Source organism: Pseudomonas baltica (genome assembly GCF_031880315.1).
GTDB lineage: Bacteria > Pseudomonadota > Gammaproteobacteria > Pseudomonadales > Pseudomonadaceae > Aquipseudomonas.
Genome location: NZ_CP134771.1, coordinates 2,270,940 through 2,293,634 on the forward strand (window position 1 = coordinate 2,270,940; position 22,695 = coordinate 2,293,634).

Annotated in this window: 20 protein-coding genes, 1 tRNA gene and 1 pseudogene; 20 read left to right on the forward strand and 2 right to left on the reverse strand. The window is 54.6% G+C overall.

What is annotated here, in order from left to right:
- The first annotated feature begins 161 nt into the window (after window positions 1–161).
- From REH34_RS09960 to REH34_RS10010, 11 genes are all read left to right on the forward strand, one after another.
- The gene (locus REH34_RS09960; protein WP_311971532.1) at window positions 162–1,895 is read left to right on the forward strand and encodes a tetratricopeptide repeat protein; all 1,734 of its coding nucleotides are present in this window, start codon (window positions 162–164) and stop codon (window positions 1,893–1,895) included.
- A gap of 4 nt (window positions 1,896–1,899) precedes the next feature.
- On the forward strand, window positions 1,900–2,520 hold the full coding sequence (gene lolB, locus REH34_RS09965; RefSeq protein WP_226506740.1) for a lipoprotein insertase outer membrane protein LolB: 621 nt from the start codon (window positions 1,900–1,902) through the stop codon (window positions 2,518–2,520).
- A gap of 3 nt (window positions 2,521–2,523) precedes the next feature.
- The gene (gene ispE, locus REH34_RS09970; RefSeq protein ID WP_311971533.1) at window positions 2,524–3,375 is read left to right on the forward strand and encodes a 4-(cytidine 5'-diphospho)-2-C-methyl-D-erythritol kinase; all 852 of its coding nucleotides are present in this window, start codon (window positions 2,524–2,526) and stop codon (window positions 3,373–3,375) included.
- A gap of 36 nt (window positions 3,376–3,411) precedes the next feature.
- A tRNA-Gln gene (locus tag REH34_RS09975) sits at window positions 3,412–3,486 on the forward strand.
- Window positions 3,487–3,533: 47 nt separating this feature from the next.
- Window positions 3,534–4,475, forward strand: a complete 942-nt coding sequence (locus REH34_RS09980) for a ribose-phosphate pyrophosphokinase (RefSeq protein WP_226506738.1) — start codon at window positions 3,534–3,536, stop codon at window positions 4,473–4,475.
- A gap of 139 nt (window positions 4,476–4,614) precedes the next feature.
- Window positions 4,615–5,220 (forward strand): 50S ribosomal protein L25/general stress protein Ctc, encoded by a 606-nt coding sequence (locus REH34_RS09985; RefSeq protein WP_311971534.1) that lies wholly within the window; start codon window positions 4,615–4,617, stop codon window positions 5,218–5,220.
- A gap of 160 nt (window positions 5,221–5,380) precedes the next feature.
- Entirely contained in the window at window positions 5,381–5,965 is a 585-nt protein-coding gene (gene pth / locus REH34_RS09990) for an aminoacyl-tRNA hydrolase (protein WP_226506736.1), read from the forward strand.
- A gap of 21 nt (window positions 5,966–5,986) precedes the next feature.
- Window positions 5,987–7,087 carry a redox-regulated ATPase YchF gene (ychF, locus tag REH34_RS09995; protein ID WP_226506735.1) on the forward strand — a complete coding sequence of 367 codons (1,101 nt, stop codon included), beginning with the start codon at window positions 5,987–5,989 and terminating at the stop codon, window positions 7,085–7,087.
- 212 nt (window positions 7,088–7,299) lie between these two features.
- Window positions 7,300–8,469 carry an integrase arm-type DNA-binding domain-containing protein gene (locus REH34_RS10000; RefSeq protein WP_311971535.1) on the forward strand — a complete coding sequence of 390 codons (1,170 nt, stop codon included), beginning with the start codon at window positions 7,300–7,302 and terminating at the stop codon, window positions 8,467–8,469.
- Entirely contained in the window at window positions 8,466–9,308 is an 843-nt protein-coding gene (locus REH34_RS10005; RefSeq protein WP_311971536.1) for a hypothetical protein, read from the forward strand. Before REH34_RS10000 ends, REH34_RS10005 begins: the two co-directional genes overlap by 4 nt.
- Window positions 9,309–9,587: 279 nt before the next feature.
- Window positions 9,588–10,238, forward strand: a complete 651-nt coding sequence (locus REH34_RS10010; RefSeq protein ID WP_311971537.1) for a hypothetical protein — start codon at window positions 9,588–9,590, stop codon at window positions 10,236–10,238.
- Between the two features lie 199 nt (window positions 10,239–10,437).
- Here REH34_RS10010 and REH34_RS10015 read toward each other — a convergent pair whose 3' ends face one another.
- Window positions 10,438–11,112, reverse strand: a complete 675-nt coding sequence (locus tag REH34_RS10015) for an HNH endonuclease (protein ID WP_311971538.1) — start codon at window positions 11,110–11,112, stop codon at window positions 10,438–10,440.
- Between the two features lie 631 nt (window positions 11,113–11,743).
- On the opposite strand from REH34_RS10015, the gene REH34_RS10020 reads away from it, so the two are divergent.
- The 7 genes and pseudogenes from REH34_RS10020 to REH34_RS10050 all read left to right on the forward strand — a co-directional run.
- The gene (locus REH34_RS10020; RefSeq protein ID WP_311971539.1) at window positions 11,744–12,094 is read left to right on the forward strand and encodes a metalloregulator ArsR/SmtB family transcription factor; all 351 of its coding nucleotides are present in this window, start codon (window positions 11,744–11,746) and stop codon (window positions 12,092–12,094) included.
- A 22-nt stretch (window positions 12,095–12,116) separates the two neighbouring features.
- Complete coding sequence (locus REH34_RS10025; RefSeq protein ID WP_311971540.1) at window positions 12,117–13,406, forward strand: arsenic transporter; 1,290 nt, start codon at window positions 12,117–12,119, stop codon at window positions 13,404–13,406.
- A 9-nt stretch (window positions 13,407–13,415) separates the two neighbouring features.
- Entirely contained in the window at window positions 13,416–13,886 is a 471-nt protein-coding gene (locus tag REH34_RS10030) for an arsenate reductase ArsC (RefSeq protein ID WP_311971541.1), read from the forward strand.
- Window positions 13,886–14,620 (forward strand): arsenical resistance protein ArsH, encoded by a 735-nt coding sequence (gene arsH / locus REH34_RS10035; protein ID WP_311971542.1) that lies wholly within the window; start codon window positions 13,886–13,888, stop codon window positions 14,618–14,620. Before REH34_RS10030 ends, arsH begins: the two co-directional genes overlap by 1 nt.
- Before the next feature lie 19 nt (window positions 14,621–14,639).
- Window positions 14,640–15,191 (forward strand): arsinothricin resistance N-acetyltransferase ArsN1 family B, encoded by a 552-nt coding sequence (locus REH34_RS10040; RefSeq protein ID WP_311971544.1) that lies wholly within the window; start codon window positions 14,640–14,642, stop codon window positions 15,189–15,191.
- A 719-nt stretch (window positions 15,192–15,910) separates the two neighbouring features.
- A complete protein-coding gene (locus REH34_RS10045) occupies window positions 15,911–16,111 on the forward strand; it encodes an AlpA family phage regulatory protein (RefSeq protein WP_311971545.1) in 201 nt (66 codons plus the stop codon).
- Window positions 16,112–16,308: 197 nt separating this feature from the next.
- Window positions 16,309–17,607 (forward strand): annotated as a pseudogene (locus REH34_RS10050) (replication initiation protein); the annotation flags it as partial.
- A gap of 675 nt (window positions 17,608–18,282) precedes the next feature.
- Here REH34_RS10050 and REH34_RS10055 read toward each other — a convergent pair.
- Window positions 18,283–19,077 carry a hypothetical protein gene (locus REH34_RS10055; RefSeq protein ID WP_311971547.1) on the reverse strand — a complete coding sequence of 265 codons (795 nt, stop codon included), beginning with the start codon at window positions 19,075–19,077 and terminating at the stop codon, window positions 18,283–18,285.
- A 666-nt stretch (window positions 19,078–19,743) separates the two neighbouring features.
- On the opposite strand from REH34_RS10055, the gene mobA reads away from it, so the two are divergent.
- Both mobA and traI read left to right on the forward strand, forming a co-directional pair.
- Window positions 19,744–20,265, forward strand: a complete 522-nt coding sequence (mobA, locus tag REH34_RS10060) for a plasmid mobilization protein MobA (RefSeq protein WP_311971548.1) — start codon at window positions 19,744–19,746, stop codon at window positions 20,263–20,265.
- Window positions 20,255–22,687 (forward strand): TraI/MobA(P) family conjugative relaxase, encoded by a 2,433-nt coding sequence (gene traI, locus REH34_RS10065; RefSeq protein WP_311971549.1) that lies wholly within the window; start codon window positions 20,255–20,257, stop codon window positions 22,685–22,687. Before mobA ends, traI begins: the two co-directional genes overlap by 11 nt.
- Window positions 22,688–22,695 lie beyond the last annotated feature (8 nt).

Here is a 22,695-nt window from a genome sequence, read left to right on the forward strand (position 1 = left end):
CGGCAATTGTCCTACTTCACCCGGCAGAGAACAACTCCCGCTCTCTATTGTCCCTATAGAGAGGTGCATATCCATGCACCGGATGAGCCATGACTTATGGGTTTGCCCTGTGGCTTGTGTCATGATGCCCCAACCGTAGGTAAGTCGCTCAAATCTCCTATATGAATAGATCTCCCGCTCTGCTCTTCGCTTTTGTCCTGCTCGCTGGCTGCCAGACCTGGTCTGCGAAGCAACAGCAAACGGCACCCGCCGCTCAGGACACGCCACCCGCGCCAGCCCCGAAGGCTGCCCCGCAGGTCTATTCATCGTTGAGCGAGGACACTGTCTACAGCCTGCTGACGGCTGAACTCGCGGGCCAGCGCAATCGTTTCGACATTGCCCTGGACAACTACGCCGTGCAGGCCGTGAAGACCCAGGATCCGGGCGTGGCCGAACGCGCCTTTCGCATCGCCGAGTACCTGGGCGCTGACCAGGTCGCGCTGCAGACCTCGCTGATCTGGGCGAAAAACGACCCCACCAACCTCGATGCGCAACGGGCGGCGGCCATCCAATTGGCCCGCGGCGGGCGCTACGACGAATCCATGGTCTACATGGAGAAGGTCCTGCAGGGCCAGGGTGACACGCATTTCGACTTCCTCGCGCTGTCGGCGGCCGACACCGACCAGAATACCCGCGACGGCTTGCTGAAAAGCTTCGAGCGATTGCTGGTCAAGTACCCAAAAAACAGCCAGCTGATTTTCGGCAAGGCCCTGCTCATGCAGCAGGACGGCGACGCCAAGGGCGCCCTGACGCTGCTGGAAAACAACCCGCCGCAACCGGGGGAAGTCGCACCGATCCTGCTGCGCGCGCGCCTGTTGCAAGTGCTCGATCGCGGCGACGAAGCAGTGCCCGTGCTCGAAAAGGCCATCAAGCAGAACCCCGACGACAAACGCCTGCGCCTCAGCTATGCGCGCACGCTGGTCGAGCAGAACCGCCTCGCCGATGCCAAGGTGCAGTTCGCCGAACTGGTCAAGCAATACCCGGACGACGACGAGCTGCGTTATTCGTTGGCGCTGGTGTGCCTCGAGGGCAAGGCCTGGGACGAAGCCGCCGGCTTGTTGCAGGAACTGATCGAGCACGGTAGCCACGTCGACTCCGCGCACCTGAACATGGGCCGTATCGCTGAGGAGCGCAACGACGTGGACGGCGCCCTGACCCAGTACTCGCTGGTGACTCCGGGCAACGACTATCTGCCGGCGCAATTGCGCATGGCCGATATCCTCGTCGCCAACGGTCGCGCCGCCGAAGCTTCCAAACGCTTGGCCACCGAGCGCACCGCCGAACCTGACTACGCCGTGCAGCTGTACCTGATCGAGGCCGAGGCCCTGACCAACAGCGACAAGAACGACCAGGCCTGGCAAGTGTTGCAAAAGGGCCTCAAGGCGTATCCCGACGACGCCAACCTGCTGTATACCCGCGCCATGCTGGCGGAAAAACGCGGCGACCTGGGGCAACTGGAAAAAGACCTGCGCACTATCATTGCCCGCGAACCGGACAACGCCATGGCCCTCAATGCACTGGGCTACACGCTGTCCGATCGTACTACCCGCTATGCGGAGGCCAAGGCGCTGATCGAAAAAGCCCATCAAATCAACCCGGACGACCCCGCCGTGCTCGACAGCCTGGGCTGGGTCAACTATCGCCTGGGCAACCTGCCCGAGGCCGAGCGCCTGTTGCGCCAAGCGTTTGCGGCGTTTCCAGATCACGAAGTGGCCGCTCACCTTGGCGAGGTCCTGTGGGCCGCCGGCAAGCAACGCGAAGCCCGTCAGGTCTGGATCAAAGCGCTCAACGACCAGCCCGACAGCCCTATTCTGCGCGCCACCGTGCTGCGCCTGACCGGATCCGAGACCCTTTAATTTTATGTTTTTGCGCCACTGCAGCACCTTTATCCTGATTGCCCTGCTCGCAGGCTGCTCCTCATTCGGTTCGCGCGAAGCCCTGCAAGGCCAGGGGACTCCTCAGCAATGGAGCCAGCACAAAGCCCAGCTCAGCCAGATCGACGGCTGGCAGATCAACGGCAAGGTCGGTATCCGCGCGCCGAAGGATTCCGGGAGCGGCACCTTGTTCTGGCTGCAGCGCCAGGACTACTACGACATTCGCCTGTCCGGCCCGCTGGGCCGCGGCGCGGCCCGGCTGACCGGGCGCCCGGGCAGCAACGTCGTGCTGGAAGTCGCCAATCAGGGCCACTTCGAAGCACCGACGCCTGAGGCTTTGCTGGAAGAACAGCTGGGCTGGAAACTACCGGTGTCGCATCTGGTGTGGTGGGTCCGCGGCCTGCCCGCGCCGGACAGCAAAAGCACGCTCAATGTCGACAACATGGGCCGCCTGGCGAGCCTGCAGCAGGACGGCTGGAGCCTGGAATACCTGAGCTATACCGAGCAGAACGGCTACTCGCTGCCCGAGCGCATCAAGCTGCATGGCCAGGATCTCGACGTCACCCTGGTGATCAAGGACTGGCAACCTCGCCAGCTGGGGCACTGATCGATGACACAAGTACGCCTGACCCTCCCCGCCCCGGCCAAGCTCAACCTGATGCTGCACATCCTCGGTCGCCGCGCTGACGGTTACCACGAACTGCAGACGCTGTTTCAGTTTCTCGACTACGGCGACGAACTCGACTTTGCCGTTCGTGACGATGGCGTCATCCAGTTGCACAGCGATCTGCACGATGTTCCCCACGACAGCAACCTGATCGTCAAGGCCGCACGCCAACTGCAGGCCATGACTGGCAGCTCATTGGGCGCCGACATCTGGCTGCGCAAAGTGCTGCCCATGGGCGGCGGTATCGGCGGCGGCAGTTCCGATGCCGCGACTACCTTGCTGGCCCTCAACCACCTGTGGCAACTGGGCTGCAGCGAAGATCAGCTGGCCGCGCTGGGGCTCAAGCTCGGCGCCGACGTGCCGGTTTTCGTTCGTGGCCACGCCGCTTTCGCTGAAGGCGTCGGCGAGATCCTGACCCGCGTGGAACCACCGGAACCTTGGTATCTGGTGCTCGTTCCGCAAGTATCTGTAAGTACAGCAGAAATTTTTACCGATCCACTGTTGACACGTGACTCCGCGCCCATTAAAGTGCGCCCCGTTCTCGAGGGAAACAGTCGAAATGACTGTCAACCAGTGGTTGAGCGTCGTTACATAGAGGTTCGTAACGCTTTGAATCTGCTTGGCAAATTCACTGAAGCAAAGCTCACAGGAACTGGAAGTTGTGTGTTTGGGGCCTTCCCAAACAAAGCGGAAGCTGATAGAGTTTCGCACCTTCTTGCAGAGTCCCTTCCAGGGTTCGTAGCAAAGGGAAGCAACATTTCGATGTTGCATCGCAAGCTGCAAAGTCTGTTCTAAGAACCGGGTGCTCGGCACTCGAATTGATTCAGCTACAGGGGCGTCGCCAAGCGGTAAGGCAGCAGGTTTTGATCCTGCCATGCGTTGGTTCGAATCCAGCCGCCCCTGCCATATTCCTATACTCATCCAGGTATACCCTCAGCCGGCAGGTACTGCGCGTGTCCAAGATGATGGTCTTTACGGGGAACGCTAACCCCGATCTGGCTCGGCGTGTCGTACGTCAGCTGCATATCCCTCTCGGTGACGTCTCTGTCGGAAAATTCTCCGACGGTGAAATCAGTACCGAGATCAATGAAAACGTCCGCGGTAAAGACGTCTTCATTATTCAGCCGACTTGCGCGCCAACCAACGATAACCTGATGGAACTGGTAGTGATGGCTGACGCCTTCCGCCGCTCCTCGGCTTCCCGAATCACCGCTGTTATCCCGTACTTCGGTTACGCTCGTCAGGATCGCCGTCCGCGCTCTGCCCGTGTGGCAATAAGCGCCAAGGTCGTCGCCGACATGCTGACTGTGGTGGGTATCGATCGTGTTCTCACGGTCGATCTGCATGCGGATCAGATCCAGGGCTTCTTCGATATTCCTGTCGATAACATCTACGGCTCGCCCGTACTGGTCGACGACATCGAAGATCAACGCTTCGAAAACCTGATGATCGTATCCCCTGATATTGGCGGCGTCGTGCGTGCACGTGCCGTGGCCAAGTCGCTGGGCGTCGATCTCGGGATCATCGACAAGCGCCGTGAAAAAGCCAATCACTCCGAAGTGATGCATATCATCGGCGACGTCGAAGGGCGTACCTGTATTCTGGTCGACGACATGGTCGATACCGCAGGCACCCTGTGCCACGCGGCCAAGGCCCTGAAAGAGCATGGCGCAGCCAAGGTGTTCGCCTATTGCACCCACCCGGTACTGTCGGGTCGGGCAATCGAGAACATCGAGAATTCCGTGCTGGACGAGCTGGTGGTGACCAACACCATCCCGCTGTCCGCCGCCGCACAAGCCTGTGCCCGTATCCGTCAACTGGATATCGGCCCGGTCGTCGCTGAGGCGGTCCGCCGCATCAGCAATGAAGAATCGATCAGCGCGATGTTCCGCTGAGGGCCCTGCCCTCCTCTACATCGAGCTGACGTAAAGCGCCCCGCCCAGACGAATCCCGTCCGGGCGGGGCTTTTTTGCCCATATCGCCTTTAGCGCCGGTCGCAAGCGCAGGGCGAATGTGGTTATTTTGGAGATTCACATGAACGATTTTACCCTGAATGCAGAAGCGCGTTCCGACCTGGGGAAAGGTGCGAGCCGCCGCCTGCGTCGCCTCGCCGCCCTGGTTCCAGCAGTGGTCTACGGTGGCGACAAAGCCCCTGAGTCCATCAGCATGCTGGCCAAGGAAGTAACAAAACTGCTCGAAAACGAAGCGGCTTACAGCCACATCATCGAGCTGAACGTTGGTGGCACCAAGCAGAACGTCGTGATCAAGGCGCTGCAACGTCACCCAGCCAAAGGCCACGTGCTGCACGCTGACTTCGTCCGCGTCGTTGCCGGCCAGAAGCTGACCGCCATTGTTCCTCTGCACTTCCTGAACCAGGAAGCAGCAGTCAAGAAAGGCGGCGAGATCTCGCACACCGAGACCGAGCTGGAAGTGACCTGCCTGCCGAAAGATCTGCCTGAGTTCATCGAAGTCGACCTGGCTGCCGCTGAAATCGGCACCATCGTTCACCTGTCGGACCTCAAAGCGCCTAAAGGTGTCGAGTTCGTTGCACTGGCACACGGCAAGGACCTGGCTGTTGCCAACGTCCACGCCCCACGCATCGTTGCTGAAGACGAAGCTGAAGAAGGCGCTGCCGAGTAATTCATTACTCCGCACGTCGGAGTTGGGCCGGTAACATCGCGAGGAAAATATCCCGCGAACGAACGGACGAAATAACGCGGATTACGTTGTAAAATGCGCCTTTTCGTCCACGTGCGGTTTTCGTGATGTTACTGACCTCTCCAAAGGAAAAGCCCCTGTCGTGACTGCCATACAACTGATCGTTGGCCTGGGTAACCCCGGCCCCGAATACGAACAGACCCGGCATAACGCAGGGGCTTTTTTCGTTGAGCGCATCGCCCAGAAGTACAACGTACAGCTGGTGCCCGATCGCAAGTATTTCGGCCTGACGGCGCGTTTCAGCCATCAGGGCCAAGACGTTCGTCTGCTTGTCCCGACCACTTACATGAATCGCAGCGGCCAGGCCGTAGCAGCATTGGCGGGTTTCTTCAGGATCCCTCCCGAGGCGATCCTGGTGGCGCACGACGAACTCGACCTGCCTCCCGGCGTCGCCAAGCTCAAGGTGGGCGGCGGCCATGGCGGTCATAACGGTCTGCGCGACATCATCGCGCAGCTCGGCAACAACAACGGTTTTCATCGTCTGCGGCTTGGCATCGGCCACCCGGGCGTTGCCAGTCAGGTGTCCAATTTCGTGCTGGGCCGCGCACCGCGCGCCGAGCAGGAGCTGCTGGACACCAGTATCGATTTTGCCCTCGGCGTGCTGCCGGACATCTTCGCCGGCGAGTGGAATCGCGCGATGAAAACCCTGCACAGCCAAAAGGCCTGACTCTTCGAAGAGGGAAGCACCATGGGATTCAACTGCGGCATCGTCGGCCTGCCCAACGTCGGCAAATCCACTCTGTTCAACGCCTTGACCAAATCCGGTATCGCGGCAGAGAACTTCCCCTTCTGCACCATCGAGCCGAACAGCGGCATCGTGCCGATGCCTGATCCGCGCCTGGAGGCCCTGGCCGCCATCGTCAAGCCCAAGCGCATCCTGCCGACCACCATGGAGTTCGTCGATATCGCCGGCCTCGTGGCAGGTGCCTCCAAGGGTGAAGGCCTGGGCAACAAGTTCCTCGCCAACATCCGCGAGACCGACGCCATCGCCCACGTGGTGCGCTGCTTCGAGGACGACAACGTGATCCACGTGTCCAACAGCGTCGACCCCAAGCGCGACATCGAGATCATCGACCTCGAGCTGATCTTCGCCGACCTCGACAGCTGCGAGAAGCAACTGCAGAAGGTCGCCCGCAACGCCAAGGGTGGCGACAAGGATGCCGTCCAGCAGAAAGGCCTGCTTGAGCAACTGATCGCGCACTTCACTGAAGGCAAGCCTGCGCGCAGCCTGATGAAGAAGATGAGCACCGACGAAAAAGCGGTAATCCGCGGCTTCCACCTGCTGACCACCAAGCCGGTGATGTACATCGCCAACGTCGCTGAAGACGGCTTCGAGAACAACCCGCTGCTTGACGTGGTTCGCGCCATCGCCGAAGAAGAAGGCGCGATCGTGGTGCCGGTCTGTAACAAGATCGAAGCCGAAATCGCCGAACTCGATGACGGCGAAGAAAAGGACATGTTTCTCGAGGCCCTGGGTCTGGAAGAGCCTGGCCTGAACCGCGTAATTCGCGCGGGTTACGAGCTGCTGAACCTGCAGACCTACTTCACTGCCGGCGTCGAAGAAGTCCGCGCCTGGACCGTGAAGATCGGCGCCACGGCCCCTCAAGGCGCTGGCGTGATCCACACCGACTTCGAGAAAGGTTTTATCCGCGCTGAAGTGATCGCCTATAACGATTTCATTCAGTACAAGGGTGAAGCAGGTACCAAGGAAGCGGGCAAGTGGCGCCTGGAAGGCAAGGAATATGTCATCAAGGATGGTGATGTGATGCACTTCCGTTTTAACGTCTGATCGGAATATTAAGTTTCACGGTGTTTTTTGAAACACCGTGAAACTGACCAAAACCCATTAAAACCGCGCCTTTGCGCGGTTTTTCTGTTTCAGAAAGTCGCATCTTGTTTCTGCCGCTTTCATCCAAGAGGTGAGTAGGTTTTTGAGTACGCGAATTTGCTAAGCGCTGGAGTGGTGAGTACAGTGGGTTTACAGCACACGGAGACTTGAGATTGCTAACCGATGCCCACTGCCGCAGCGCCAAGCCGAAGGAAAAGCTATATCGGCTCAATGACCAACGTGGTCTGTACTTGGAGGTCAAACCTACAGGCGTGAAAGCATGGCGGTATCGCTTCGCGCTGAATGGCAAGTCCAGCATGATCGGACTCGGCGAATACCCGGCCGTGAAACTGTCAGAAGCACGAGAACGAAGCGAAGCGGCACGTAAGCTGGTCAAGGAGGGCGTGAATCCAGCCCAGCAAAGGCAGCTAGACCGGGTTAGGCAAGCAAACGAGGCGACCAATACATTTGATGTCATAGCCAAAGAGTGGTTACAGACCAAAGACTGGGAAGACATCACCAAAAATCGACGCCTCGATATGTTGGAGCGAGTGGTGTTTCCCAACATAGGAAAACTTCCTGTCCGCGAGGTTACCTCAGCTCAGATACTCAGCATCCTCCAGTCCACATTCAAGCGCGGCGCTCCGAGCGTAGCAGCAGAGGCTCGTCGCACCATGTCTGCGGTGTTTGAGTATGCCGTCGCCACGCTCCGAGCCGATAGCGATCCAGTCTGGCCAGTTCGTAAAGCACTGCCCACCAACAAAACGCAGCATAAGACTGCCCTAACCACGGATCAGATCGGCAAGCTATTACGTGATTTCGACAACCACCGTTGCAGCTTCCAGCTCAATTATTGCATCCAGCTGATGTGGTGGACGCTAGGCCGACCGAGCGAGGTAGCCGAAGCCGAATGGGAGGAATTTGATCTTGAAGCAGCGATTTGGCGAATACCTTCGCGGAGAATGAAGGCGCGCAAGGAGCACGTAGTTCCCCTCCCCCGCCAGGCAATCCAGATGCTCAAGGGGCTCCACACCATCACTGGCACCCGGCACCATCTATTCCCTGGCCGAGACAACAGACAGGTGCCGATGGCAGTTGCATCGATGCGCCAAGCTTTGAAAGTTATAGGGTGGAGCGGTAAATACAGCCCCCACGGCACACGGACTACTGGTAGCACTCGATTGAACGAGCTCGGATACCGCCCAGACGCCATCGAAGCTCAGCTTGCTCACGCGGATCAGAATAACGTCCGTCGAGCCTATAATCATGCGACGTACTTCGACGAGCGCCGCCTGATGATGCAGGATTGGGCAGATCATTTGGATGTCTGGAGGAAGGGATGAACCAGTCACGGTACCTACCCAGCGGCTTTGTCAGCAGCCTGAGCGAGCAGGAGACGAAGATGGTTAATACGGCCGCAGACATCGCTTACAAACGTCGCTCAGCGGGCCTGCCGTCTATTACCCGAATCTATCCGTTCTGCTTAAAGCTGCTTGAGCTTTCGGACGGCTATATGCGACTGAAAAAAGACCAGGAGCGGGCGATTGCTTTAGCTCCTCTCCTAAATGAGGTTTCGCGCGCGAGCCTAGACCTTCGGTCCGCCCTCCAAGCAATTGACCAATGTGGTATTGAAGCGCTGGGGGACGCTTTAGATAGGCGGAATCTCGATGGGGGAGACACTACACAACGGGATATCCGGCTGCCCTCGTCAGACTCTACGCTTGTGTCATGGCTTCAAACGAAGGGACTGGAAGATCTGCAAAAGGCTGCAGCCGGTATGACGGCCCCACGAGGCCGTGGCCGCCAACTCCAAGCACAAGAGCAATGGGCATCACTAGAGTTCGTTCGCCTATGTCACTCCCACGGGTGGACCAATGTAAAGGTCGCTAACGGTGGATCAGAGAGCAAAATGGCCCCACGTCCAGAACCGTCGGATGCCGTGATCTGCTTAGCGGCGGTTTTTGAAGTGGCGGGAATCTCATCTATACGCTCGCTTACCCTAGCGAATACTGCTCTTCGATCGTTACGTAAGGGGATGGAGCGTGTCGTGCTGCACACGTACGGAACGGAGCCTGACGCATATGAAGAGCATGAGCATTATGATATTTCACTTAAAGCTAGCGTGAGTGAATCACTAAAGCTGCTTTCGGCACTACCCAACTTCATACCAAAAGACCATTGAATCAAGGCGCTCGTTTGCGTTCGGATTGACCTATCGTTTGCATAGGATTTGATCAGAAAGCCAGATGGCTTTGACAGGCAGGAGTGGATCCAGCTGCAGGTCAGCACCGGCAGAAATCGGCCAGAATTAGCCCTTCGATGATTAAGGAACTCTGGACACCGTAGAGTTATTCAGCTATCTGATGTAAATGTTCTGAGGTGATGACTGGGCGACAAGGCTGATCATGGATGACATTGGTACCGTTCGCCAGCCATGCACCAAATTAAGGCGGTGCTAATAGTGAAAGAAATCCTTGGCAGGCTATATTTGTGGCAAATAGCTCTCAATAGAATCGTCGATCTTCTGGCACTTAGGCAGCGCGTGGATCGCTTCTGCAACACTGGACGACCGATGCACATAACCGAGTTATATGATGATGAGCGCAGGAGATTGAAAACTGGCCTACGACTTGATGGGGAGGCATTAAATGGTTTTGAAGAGAAACATGGCACCTTATTCCCTGACATTCATGATATACAGCTTATTAACGAGCTAATAACCGAAGAAATAATCATTAAACTATGCACTATTTTTAACGACGGTTACGGGAAAGCAGGAGTTATTGCCGCCAATAAGAGGCTATTTTGGGAGCCGACTCTCGATGAGATAATTTCACAGGCATTTTCCGGTGACGTTAGAGAAAAGTTCAATAAATTTATAGAAGATGCCAAAGCATACCGAAACAAGCAAGGCGCTCACTTTGACCAAGAAAGCTTTGTGATGACGCATGGAAATAAGAAACCCAATGAAGACGGGGTTATTTATAGCGTGGGGTGGACCAACGCCTTGTTGACGTTTGACTGGAGCTTTGTAAGCGACACAATTCCAATTTTTAATAGATCCTTAAATAACCACATTAAAAGCGTTCAAAAGGAAGCTGGCATAATTTAGGGGATGGCTTGGAAACATACAACTAGTTAAAATCGTTCACTTCGCTCACAGGAAGGAGCTAAGCCCGTCCCTTAAATCTCTTGCCTGTCCTGAACGGCAGCGCGGCAGAGAGCGAACGGCCGTATTGAGGGAAATGCTCTGTGTATATCAGCGTCAGGATTTGCGCTGATCTCTAAAATATGTCTTTTTTAAAAAACATCTAGTAAAGCTCACACCTCGTATGCATAATATTTCTAGAAAACTGAGCTGCTCGAAGAATTGCTCTCTCATTAACCTCAGAGTTTCTCAGCAAGGAAGGTTCATACGAGTAACGTAAGTTTGCGAGATCGTATAGTTCCCTATAGACTTCGGCCCCCATATTATGATTGCAACGCTCACATAGTGTTACCAAATTTCTAAAGCTAGTTTCCCCGCCTTGCGAATATGGTCTTACATGCTGCAAAGTTAGCCCGTCAGATTCGGCGCAATTAACACAGTGATTCCCATCTCTATCTAATATTCTTTGTTTAAACTTTCCTCGAAAACTTCTTTTACGAATAGATGCCGATGCCAGCTCGATATCGGTAAAAGACCCGTAAGGAGAGATAAGGCACTTTCGTTTTTTTATCCAGTGAGCCATGTATTTTCTCACATACTTTTCATCTGCAATTGCCCATCCCTGAATACAAGTCCAGTCATAATAGCTTTCGTCGCTATTAACGACAATATAACTTACTCCTAACTCCTTGAGGGCGCTAGGAAACACCTCGCTGTTCACCAACGAAGGCTTTCGAGCCTCAAGGCCGTTTGAGTCGGGCGCGCTACCTGATGTTAAAGTTGAAAAATAACCATAGCCGCCACAGACTAATTTAAGATCAAAGGCATAGCCAGTCATGTAAACCTTCCATAGGAAACTGTGTTTTCTCTCGGTCCGTCTTATCAGTTCCGGAAAACGGCGTAAGGTGCCTTTAGCGTAGCGCCATCGCGATGGCATGCAAAGATAATTGTTCCTGATCTGGCAGGCGTATCTGCCTGACTCCTTTTTGCCGATTCTGTTGATAAAATCGGCTGCGGTTTTCAGGGCAGATAAGTAAGCGCATGAGCTTGAAATCTTAAATGGCTGCACAGGTGTTCGGACACGGATTTCACGTAGCCGCGCGAATACAGTCTACTTCACCGCTCGGCTTCCGGGGGATGCAATTGCGCAGCAGACCTCTGTGACTATCGGTACCCATAACGTCTTTCGCTCTTTTACCGGGCCCAAGGTGAGTAACGGGTGGTTCTCACATGAGCTAGCCGTAGCTCATAGCTGAGCGATAGCGATCACGAAATGTTGCTACGAAACATCGGAAGCCATACCTGCTTAAGACAGGCCGCTGTACACACACCCGACGATCAAGGTTGACCTCGCTAGCCTACTGGTGGCGCACATATCCATCAATTCCCATCGCTGGGCGTTTGTGCAAGCAGGGTGAATGTGGTTACATCTGAATATTCGATTATCCGCATATGCAGAGCGATTGCTAATGAGCCTTGCACCACACACATTCTTCAAATGCCTGGGTGATGAAACCCGCGCTCGGATCATGCTCATGCTTTCGGCTGAGGGTGAGCTGTGCGTGTGCGAGTTGATCTGGGCACTGGACGATAACCAGTCGAGGGTCTCCAGGCATCTTGCCCAACTGCGGGCTTGCGGGTTACTCGCAGATCGGAGGCAGGGTCAGTGGGTTTACTACCGGTTACATCCCGAGCTTGAACAGTGGGCACTGGATGTTCTGAACGTCACTACGCAGGCGCACCAGTCCTGGGTTAACGACCATCAAGGACGGCTGGCCTCCATGGAAGACAGACCCGTGCGCCAAGCCTCCTGCTGCTGACCTCCTGACCTGGAACATACCCATGCTCATCGCTGCGTCAATTTTCGTAGTTACGCTCGTCTTTGTTATCTGGCAACCCAAGGGGATAGGTGTCGGCTGGAGCGCGGCAGCGGGTGCCGTTCTGGCACTACTGACTGGCGTCGTGAGTCTGGGGGATGTGCCGGTTGTGTGGCACATCGTCTGGAACGCTACCGCGACCTTCATTGCAGTGATCATTATCAGTTTGTTGCTTGATGAAGCGGGCTTTTTCAAATGGGCAGCGCTGCATGTTGCTCACTGGGGCGGTGGGAAAGGCGGACGCCTGTTTGCATTGATGATCTTGCTCGGGGCCGCCGTCTCGGCACTGTTCGCCAACGATGGAGCCGCACTGATTCTGACCCCAATCGTCATCGCGATGCTGACGGCGCTTCGTTTCAGTCCGGCATCCACTCTGGCATTCGTGATGGCCGCAGGCTTCATCGCTGATACCGCCAGTCTGCCGATGGTGGTGTCCAATCTGGTGAATATCGTTTCGGCAGACTTTTTTGACGTGGGTTTCGGTGAATACGCTTCTGTCATGTGGCCAGTGAACCTAGTGGCCGTGGCCGCGACGCTGTTCATGCTCTGGATGTTCTATCGCAAGGACATTCCCGACCAGTACGACGCAGATCAACTTGAGACCCCAGAAACGGTGATTCGTGACCGGGCCACGTTCATTGCTGGCTGGTGGGTGCTTGGTCTGCTCCTGGTTGGCCTTTTCGCACTGGAACCTTTAGGCATCCCCATCAGCGCCGTTGCTGCTGCGTGTGCGGTGATCCTGCTGGTCATCGCAGGTAAAGGCCACATCATCTCCACGAGAAAGGTCATCAAGCACGCTCCCTGGCAAATTGTCGTGTTTTCGCTGGGCATGTATCTGGTGGTCTATGGCCTGCGTAATGCCGGGCTAACCGACTCGCTCTCGGCGCTGTTGAACATATTTGCTGAGCATGGCCTATGGGCCGCTACCTTGGGCACCGGTATCACCGCTGCGCTGTTGTCCTCGATCATGAACAACATGCCGAGTGTGCTTATCGGCGCTCTGTCCATTCAGGGCAGCGACGCTACGGGAGTGGTACGTGAGGCCATGATCTACGCCAACGTCATCGGTTGCGATCTTGGCCCCAAGATCACGCCCATCGGAAGTCTGGCCACGCTGTTGTGGCTGCATGTGCTGTCGCAGAAAAATATCCGCATCACCTGGGGCTACTACTTCAAAGTCGGCAGCATCCTCACCCTTCCTATCTTGCTGGTAACGCTGGTGGCACTGGCGTTGCGGCTGAGCATCCCTGTCTAGGAGAAACCCATGAAAGTACTATTTATGTGTACGGCAAATAGCTGCCGGAGCGTTCTCTCGGAGGGGTTGTTCAACCACTTGGCCCCGAGCGGTTTTACTGCCGTCAGTTCGGGCAGCTTCCCAAGCGGGCAGCTGAATCCCCGCGCCGTGAGCACGCTGCAAGCGCTAGGCATCGATACCACACATCTCTACAGCAAAGGCTCAGAGGTTTTTTCGGACTCACCACCGGATGTGGTGATCACCGTGTGTGATAAGGCTGGAGGCGAACCCTGTCCGGTCTATTTCGGGCCTGCTGTCAAAAGCCACTGGGGGCTTGCCGATCCTTCCGATGTTGAAGGAACAGATAGCGAAATCCAGGCCGCATTTGACGCAACCGTCGTCCAGATTAAAAAGCGTTTCGACGCATTCTTCAATCTGGATCATTCGGCGCTCACACCGCAGGAAATGAAGCGCGAACTAGATCGAATAGGTGAACTGTAATGGACGAATTTTCCTTGGAAAGCAGTCTAGATCTACCTAACCTGGATCAGTCGCTAATCGACGTCGCCACACTGGATCGCCTGCAAGGCAACGAGCAACAGACGCACAAGCCACGCATCTTGTTGCTGTATGGCTCAACCCGTGAGCGCTCTTTCAGCAGGCTACTCACCCAAGAGGCCGCGCGCATCCTGACTCTAATGGGAGCCGAGACCTTCATCTTTGATCCCTCGGGTCTGCCTCTCCCTGATGACGCTCCGGAAGACCATCCAAAGGTTAAAGAGCTGCGGGATCTGGTTCTGTGGTCAGAGGGACAGGTGTGGTGTTCGCCAGAGCGTCACGGTGCAATGTCTGCTGTGTTCAAAGCCCAGATCGACTGGATTCCTCTCACGATGGGCGCTGTCCGCCCCAGCCAGGGCAAGACGCTGGCGGTCATGCAGGTCTGCGGTGGATCACAGTCGTTCAACACGGTAAACCAGCTACGGATCCTCGGGCGCTGGATGCGGATGATCACCATCCCAAACCAGTCGTCAGTACCCAAGGCCTTTCTGGAGTTCGACGACGCCGGGCGTATGAAGCCATCTGCCTACTACGACCGTGTTGTGGACGTGATGGAGGAACTGGTGAAGTTCACGCTGATGGTTCGGGGCCGGGAAACGTATCTGGTAGACCGCTATTCGGAGCGCAAGGAAAGCGCCGAGGCACTCTCGAAACGAGTCAATCAAAGATCGATTTGAGCGACCAAGGGGATAGAGAATGAGCAACACCACAGTAAGGATTGCGCAGATTTCGGACGCTCAAGCCATCCAGGCAATTTACGCACCGATGGTTGAACGCACCGCGATTTCGTTTGAGCTTGAGCCCCCTACCGTCGAAGAGATGGCCAAGCGGATCGGGTCGACTTTGCCGACTTACCCGTATCTGGTAGCGGAGCGAGACGGCCAAATCATCGGCTATGCATATGCCAGTCAGCACCGGGCTCGTGAGGCCTATCGCTGGTCGGTCGACGTCACCGTTTATATATCGCCAGAAGCGCACCGTAGCGGGGTCGGTCGGGCACTGTATGACGTGTTGCTACCGACATTGAAAAGGCAAGGCTTTCACGCAGCCTATGCCGGGATAGCGCTGCCTAACGATGGCAGCGTGGGGTTGCACGAAGCACTTGGCTTCGTTCACATCGGTACGTATCAAGAAGTAGGATTCAAGCAAGGCGCTTGGCATGACGTTGGGTATTGGCGCATTGCGTTGGATGTTTCGAGTCTGCCGAAACCCACTCTGCCGTTCATGGAGATCAGTCCGCAGGTTTAGGTTGCGCAGGTCGATTTGACGGGCTGCGAGTGGCAATCAGGGTTAGTTTGACGGTCGAGAAGATATTGGCGTTTTTTCATGTCACTTGGCTCTCGCGAGTTCTGTGAAATCGACCGGCTGCTTATGGCCGAAAGCGGCCCTTCGCAACAGGCAGAAATCGCCTCAACAAAGCTGCCCCATCAGTACCACCCAGAACCTGATCGATTGCGGCGCTTTTCAGCGCTCGCAGGATCAGTCTGAAATCCACATTGTTGAATGCCGCCTCCGCCTCATTGTGAACTGCACAGCCCACATGGACGGCAACACGTACGCTCATTGGCGCATGCACATCGCTGCCCAGATAATCAGCAAGCAGCCCCCTGATCTCATAGAGTGCGAGCTCGAGTAGCCGGGTCCGATCTGACTGCATAAGGATTCCGCTTACCAAAGGGAAGTGTGAGCGAGCTTAGCGAGGCCAGCTTAGTTCTCGGGCTGGCAAAGGCGAAACACCGATCTTCCAATACAAACGCCCGCCAAAGCGGGGCTCTCTCTATCAACGCAGTGGCCATCGCGCCAGTCCTGAGATAGCGAACCGTAGGCATGCCATAGATCAGGTAAGGGTTCGCCAAATTCTCAGTGCACGGACAAAAAGTCATCGGAAAAGGAACAATTGATGTCCGTGCTCCACGCGGCAGATAAAATGAACATGCCCTCGATTCCATAACGTTTCGAGGCGTGCCATGAGAGTTCTTCGTATCCAAGATACTTGCTCAAAAATTGCTATCAGCCGAACGTCTTTATGGAGACTGTGCAAACAAGATGACTTTCCGCAACCCATCAGCATCGGAGGCGGACGTGTAATCGGTTTTCTCGAGCACGAAATTGATGACTGGCTGGAGGCCCGTGCAGCAGCCCGCAAAACCACACAAGGGAGAAGCTGAGATGGGCCGACGGACAAGGCAGGAAATCTTCAAGCCATCAAAAGTGAAGTCTTCAGTTCACCGCTGAACGGTGGACTTATGGAAAAGATTATTCAGCGGCTGTGCGTCCTCGATGACAGCACCCTGCCCCCCCAGTTGACCCCTTGTGTCACACCCTTTCACGCCGCTGGCCAACCTGCTGGCCAAGGCGGTGAGGCATGAGCCACGACAACGCGATCAGTCTTGCCCACGCGACCTCACCCTCGGCCAAGGTCGATCCGCTGGCCACCAGCACCCACATGCCTCCGGCGCGTTTTTTCGAAGACGGCACTGCGCTCAACCGATTATTGATGGAAGCGCCGTACATGGCGCGGTGCAGTGACGACAAAACCGCGACCCGCGTCCGTCCCCGTGAATACGCGCTGCGTTATCCCTATATGCAGGTCAATCGCCTCGGCATGGTGTCCTGGCTGGTGTTTGACCTGGACCATGCCAACGCCTTGGCCTGGGACGATGCCGGGTTGCCCGCGCCGAACCTGATGGTGCGTAACCGCAAAAGCGGCCATTCCCAGTTGTTCTATGCCGTGCCGTCCGTGTGCACCACAGAGAACGCACGGGCCAAGCCGATTCAGTACATGAAAGCGATCTATACCGCGTTTGCCGCTCGCCTCGACGCGGACATGGACTACCACGGTGGCCCGGTGGCCAAAACACCCGGTCACCCCTGGTGGGAGACGACCGAATTTCACAGCCACGTGTATGAACTGGGCGAACTGGCGAACGCGGTGGAGCTGACAGTCAAACCCTGGGCCACAGGTCCGAAGCTTGATCAGGTCAGCCATTCGCGGCACTGCATCCTGTTCGAGCAACTGCGTTATTTTGCGTACAGCATCGTCAATCGCGAGCGTGAGCTGGGGTCGTTCGAGTCGTTCATGCGCTCGCTCGATGCGTATGCGTACAACCACAACAGCTTTCTCAAACAGGGTTTTTCGGAAAACCTGCCGCTGTCGTCGATACGCTCCACGGTCAAATCCGTAGGTCGCTGGACGTGGGATCGGTACACCGGTGATCGTCGTTGCCATCGAGGCGCAATGCAGCTCGATGGCAGCTTGTCGCTTACAGAACGGCAGAGCCTGGCCGCGCAGCGCACTAATGAGCTGCGGCACAAAGCCACAGAATCCAAAATACGCGCTGCTTGCAGGCAGCTTCAAGACCAGGGCAAGGCACTGGTCCGTTCTGCGATAGCGACTCTCGCCGGCGTTTCGGTGAGAACGGTGGCCAGCTACAAGCACATTCTCAGGGAAATATCGCAACCGGCCACTGTGAGAGTTCTCAGGCCTGCCAAGGCTGCGCCTGGGACACTTAGCCAAGTCGATTCAGCTTCCCCACAATCCACTCCGAGCCAGGCTGAAAATAGTCGCGCTCTGGGGGTGCAATCCGGTGTACATCAGATATCTGCGGTCCCGCAGGGGCCGCAAGCCGGAGAGTCTTTAAAAATAGAACATGAGGATGGTTCATCCATAGGCATTTTGAAATTCCTATACATGAACGTTCCGCCCGAGTGGAAAGAGGATTTCGTCACTAATTCGAAATCTCGGTTAACTAACAGAGAGCAGCAAGCTTGGATAGACAAGGCTATGCAGCGCTCGGACCATGATACCTCTGCGATACCTGATGAATATGGGATGGATACCGTATCGGGAAGCGTTGTAGATAACACCAACTACCAACCTAAACAGAAACTAGTAAAATAAAACACGACACTAGGGGGGCAACGCCGTTCGATTTGTCGAAGACCCCGCCTAGCAAACGGATCGACGTCCACAACGCGCTCGCCCATACCATTGCGCAAAAAACACTGATTCATGATACGCGGATGGTAGTCGACCTGATAGTCAAACAGTTAACATCCACCGCCAATTCTCCAAAATCTGCTTTTGCACCCACTCACAAATCGGCTACTCGGAGAGTAGTTAAACACCTAACAAATAATTCAGAGAGCGTTTTCCCTTGGGTCCTACCTTAGATAGACGCTCTCAAAAACCCCACAGAAAACCTATAAAAAATGCACCATCCAGATACCTAAAATACAAAATAATTGTTATTAGCCAAATTAAATCAGCCAAAGTGGCCAAGTCATACATCGTAAGTTTTCGGACACTACGAGCATAGGTCACATCAGCACGCCGCACTCACCCCACCAAGTCGGCTCGTTCAAGCAAAGCTCTAACAAACCTTCTCTTAGTCAAATCTGAGCATTTGCCTCTGTAGGTTTCACTAACCAGCTCGAAAATACCTATAGACATCGTCAACAACAACCCAACAATCAAAACTAGAGTTAGTGAAATAAGAAAAAGGGTGAGCGAGTATTTCGCAGCGGTTATCATGAAAACCGAGAGGTCAACATTCGACACTGTGAATTCCACGCCAGGTATTTTAAATGCGAAATTTATCATAGCCAATATAACTGGAATTGAAAGCAAGGTCTGAAGCGGCTTAAGGCTGAAAAAGCTACTCAAAAAACGATCGCCCAGCTGCTTATTCTTTCTAGACTCGGAAAGCATACCCTGAACTTCATAAAAATTCTTGGCCAACTCAAAATACTTATCAGGCGGGACAGATAAATTCTTTTTAAGCCAAATGCCTTTGATAATTTCTCTATCTTGTTTTTTACAAAGCACGTCGGAAATATTTAAGCCGGACCTTTGTAGCTTGTCATATCTGTAAGCAGGCTCATAAAAAGCAATCCAAACTGCCAAACCGACGAATTCAAAAAGAACAGCTATCATTGCTAGCCCTGTGTTCGCATCCCGCCCTGACGCCAACTCCACCAAACTGTAAAACATAAAAAATATTGTTAGCACAAAGAAAAAAACTGATATCCAATACGCGATATTTTTCGGGCCATCCTTGAGAGATCTTGAATAGAACAAAGTTGAATACCTAACGGCCACTTTTTCAAAATCTGAAACTGTCAAAATCTGCACCGCAACCCCCTCTTAATTTTTTATACTGACTTTTTCATTACGCGTCGCTCATCATATCTTGAAAATGTCTGAAGTCTAATGGTCGAGTCAAGGGGTTGGTGCGGCCCGCAGCACCGAAGGGGCGAGGACTCGGCCCCTTGACGCGTTCGATGCCAATAGCCTTCGCTAGGGTGACTGGGAGCGCTTCTATCCCAGGCTCCCGACGCCACGCGGGCGAGTGTGGGGAGTCCAGAGGGGCAAAGCCCCTATGGGGCGCATCGGAAACCACGGCCGGTTCTGAAGGCTGATCAACCTTCCCCTCTAAAAAGCCCTTTGCTTTTTTGTATAGCGCCTCAACGCATCAAGTCATTTTATGAAAAAACCGAAAAATTTCGACCCATATATCGTTCCAAAAATAGTGGTACTAGTATGGTAAGACTGTGCTAACAAGCTGGTAATTCTGTGGCTATAGCGTGTAACCATTGTGGTAGCTTTGTGGTGGCAATGTGGTAACTGCATGGTAAGATTGTGTACATATTGCGGCAACTCTGTGGCAACTCTGTGGCATCATGGTGCGAACATTGTGTAAGTACGTACTTTCTATAGGCGCCGAGCCGTATTTGACCATATAAAAACTCCAAGCTACCTTCTCCGTGGAAGTCATGATGATCGAGGACAGGGTGTGGTTTGAGCTACCGCGCACTTCGTGCTGGTATCTCATCGGGGCTCTTCCTCGCTTCGCTCGTCATCACCCCTAACCTGCCCTGCTCAGGGCTGCGCCCCGAGACCCCTGCCGCCGTGCGGCCATTAGAGTCGGAGTTTGTTATGGTCAATGGTCGTTCTGGTTCGGATACAAGGAAACGAACTGTGGTCGTTCACACTCGCTGTTTGCCCGAAGAGGCAGATATATTGAAAGCTAAAGCTGAGGATGCAGGCATATCGTTGTCGATGTTTATTCGTTGTGCTGGATTGAGTCGCCGCATAAGGAACCAATCAGATCGCATCATCTGTGCAGACATAAAGACGTTTGCAGCTCAGCTCCGTAGTTTAGGTGGATTGCAAAAAAACTTATTTAATAGCAGCCGTGGTGCATATTCACAGCAAACATCTGAGTTATTGATTGCGTTTAAGAATGCCGTCGACGAGGCGACAAGGGCACTCAAACGTATAGCGCCTGACGTCGAGGAAGTGGATAGCGATGATCGCTAAGATCGTTGGCCGACGAAGCGATGGAAAGACAAGTTTTCGTAGTCTATCCAAGTACATAAATAGTTTTCGACATGGTATTGATCCTGAGACCGGTGAGGTCACTGAAGGAGCTGTGGCAGTGCAAACAAACTGCCTTTCTGAGGACACCGCGTGGATTGAAATGTGGGGTACTTCGGTTCGAAGTAAGCGCACGAAAGATCCGGTAATGCACCTCGTTCTGAGCTGGTCAGAAGGAGACTACCCAACCGATGATCAAGCTTTTGATGCGGGTAAATTTGCGCTCGCTGCTATTGGGCTTAACGGTCATGAGTATCTGTCGGCCATACACCGTGATACCGACAATGCGCACTTGCATATCATGGTGAATAAGGTTCATCCAGATAGACACCGAGTACCGAAGATGTCGTATTCGAAATTCACATTAGATAAGGCAATGCGGCAGATCGAAATTGACCAAGGGTGGAAACACGATAATGGGCCTTTTTCTGTCAAAGAGGTTGACGGTAAGAAGTCTATAGATTGGACTTATAAGAGTGCGGCACACCGGCTCAAGGCACGGGAAGGGAGTCGCGCCGATTTGCCAGAGAAGGCCCGGCAGTTTGAAGTTCACAGTGGTAATGAGTCGTTAGCGAGCTATGCCAAAGGACCGCCCAAAGATGATGCCAAGGCGCTAATGGAATCCGCGAAAGCTTCGTGGCAGGCGCTGCATACGATACTTGCCACTCATGGACTTGAGTTGAGACCAGCAAATGACCGAAACAACGCTTTCTACGTGGCGTCGGTAAGTGATCCCGCCCAGGCTCCGATCAAGGCATCTGACATGGGGTTGGGTGGGGGAAAACTCATAAAGCAGCTTGGCCCATACGAGCCACTTAAAACCAGGTATTTTGACCGGGAAGCGTTAGAGAATCAGAACTACAGCAAGCATCGCCCATTGCGCGATCCAACCAAGCGTGCCGACAACCGCGAGAAGCGCGCCAAAGAACGCGCAGAGCTGCGCGGCAAATATGAAGGTTTTGTCGTTGAGTGGAAGGCTAGGAAAGCTCCGGCTAAGGCTGAGCTAGCCCACACCCAGAAGTTTCGGCGTAAAGCCCTCACCGATCTACTTAGGGCAGAACGGGAAGGCATCCGGCGAAGTGGGCTGGACGGGAACCATCGCAGAGCACTTCTGTCGGTCGCAGCGTTTACTGCTGCGGCCAAACGAGACGAATTAAAAGCCATATTTAAAGCTGAAAATGCCAGTTTACGAAAGGAGAAACATCTTTCTTATCGGGAATGGGTTGCAGATTATGCACAGGCCGGCGATCCAGCAGCGATAGCGCAGCTTCGGGGCTTTTCCTACGCAGACAAACGCAAAGGCAAACATCCGCAAGAGCCAGATGTTGCGGACGTACAGCGACCATACTTCACGGCCACTTCGGATAGCGATCTTGACCCGGCACGGCCTGCAAAGCTTTCGGAGCGCGTTAGGTGGGCTGTTGATCGTTCGACTGGTGTTGTTAACTATTCGGTCAATGATCGGTTGGCGTTCCGGGATGAAGGACAGCGCATCACTTTCAACAAGGACAGCCGCAACGATGCAGATAGCATCGAGATAGGGTTGTTGCTGGCGAAGGAGAAATTCGGCGCTGTAGCGGTGCATGGCGGGCAGGAATTCAGGGATAGGGTGCTTGCTACCGCGGTTGAGCGACGGCTGGATGTACGGTTTGCTGATCCTGAGCTTGAACAGCGACGCAAAGGTGCCATCAAGGCCGACATTGATCATAAGCGTCAGCGCTTCATAGAGGATCAACAGCAGGTCGATGTTATCCGTGCGCAACACGAGGCCAAGAAAGCGCCCCGGCAGGCTGCTATGACGCGAGATGAGGCGCAGCAGGCGCTATTAGCACCGGCACCGGTGCGGCCAGTCCGCGATTATGTTGAGATGGATGCTGTCGAGGCAGATGTGGCTCTGTATCGGTCTAGACTGGATCGTACATACGGGGAGTCCTGGGGCGAGCGGCCAGACCCGGAGAAGGCAGCCGGCTTCATTGGCCAACACATGGCGAAGGGCAAGGCCATGCAGTGGGACAATGATTTTGGCAAGAACGTAGAGCGACTATCCGAGGCTCGGCGCGATCACTTAAACAGCCATCATCCCGACGCTATTAAGTTTAGAGATGATGCGTGGAATCAGGCGTTAAAAACGCATGATTCATCAGTAAATGCTTGGATAAAAAAGTGCGATTATGCGAGGCACACGTTGATGAATACGCACGTTGATAGTGAGCCAGCAGTACCGAATCAGGACGGTCAGCGAGCAGCACGGCAGCCCGAAGCTCAGCGTTTGCAGCAGCATCAGGAAGAACGAGAGCGTGAGCGTGAGCGTGAGCGTCAGCGTCAGAACTCATTGAACCGGGACTCGCCGGATTGGGATATGTGAGGGTGGGA

Excerpts from the sequence above, each read along its gene's own strand:
- arsH (WP_311971542.1), top strand. The coding sequence starts at position 13,886 with ATGGACGAATTTTCCTTGGAAAGCAGTCTAGATCTACCTAACCTGGAT.
- REH34_RS10045 (WP_311971545.1), top strand. The coding sequence starts at position 15,911 with ATGAGAGTTCTTCGTATCCAAGATACTTGCTCAAAAATTGCTATCAGC.
- REH34_RS09985 (WP_311971534.1), top strand. The coding sequence starts at position 4,615 with ATGAACGATTTTACCCTGAATGCAGAAGCGCGTTCCGACCTGGGGAAA.
- REH34_RS10040 (WP_311971544.1), top strand. The coding sequence starts at position 14,640 with ATGAGCAACACCACAGTAAGGATTGCGCAGATTTCGGACGCTCAAGCC.
- REH34_RS09960 (WP_311971532.1), top strand. The coding sequence starts at position 162 with ATGAATAGATCTCCCGCTCTGCTCTTCGCTTTTGTCCTGCTCGCTGGC.
- REH34_RS10025 (WP_311971540.1), top strand. The coding sequence starts at position 12,117 with ATGCTCATCGCTGCGTCAATTTTCGTAGTTACGCTCGTCTTTGTTATC.
- REH34_RS10030 (WP_311971541.1), top strand. The coding sequence starts at position 13,416 with ATGAAAGTACTATTTATGTGTACGGCAAATAGCTGCCGGAGCGTTCTC.
- REH34_RS10005 (WP_311971536.1), top strand. The coding sequence starts at position 8,466 with ATGAACCAGTCACGGTACCTACCCAGCGGCTTTGTCAGCAGCCTGAGC.
- REH34_RS10020 (WP_311971539.1), top strand. The coding sequence starts at position 11,744 with ATGAGCCTTGCACCACACACATTCTTCAAATGCCTGGGTGATGAAACC.
- traI (WP_311971549.1), top strand. The coding sequence starts at position 20,255 with ATGATCGCTAAGATCGTTGGCCGACGAAGCGATGGAAAGACAAGTTTT.
- ychF (WP_226506735.1), top strand. The coding sequence starts at position 5,987 with ATGGGATTCAACTGCGGCATCGTCGGCCTGCCCAACGTCGGCAAATCC.
- ispE (WP_311971533.1), top strand. The coding sequence starts at position 2,524 with ATGACACAAGTACGCCTGACCCTCCCCGCCCCGGCCAAGCTCAACCTG.
- REH34_RS10015 (WP_311971538.1), bottom strand. The coding sequence starts at position 11,112 with ATGACTGGCTATGCCTTTGATCTTAAATTAGTCTGTGGCGGCTATGGT.
- lolB (WP_226506740.1), top strand. The coding sequence starts at position 1,900 with ATGTTTTTGCGCCACTGCAGCACCTTTATCCTGATTGCCCTGCTCGCA.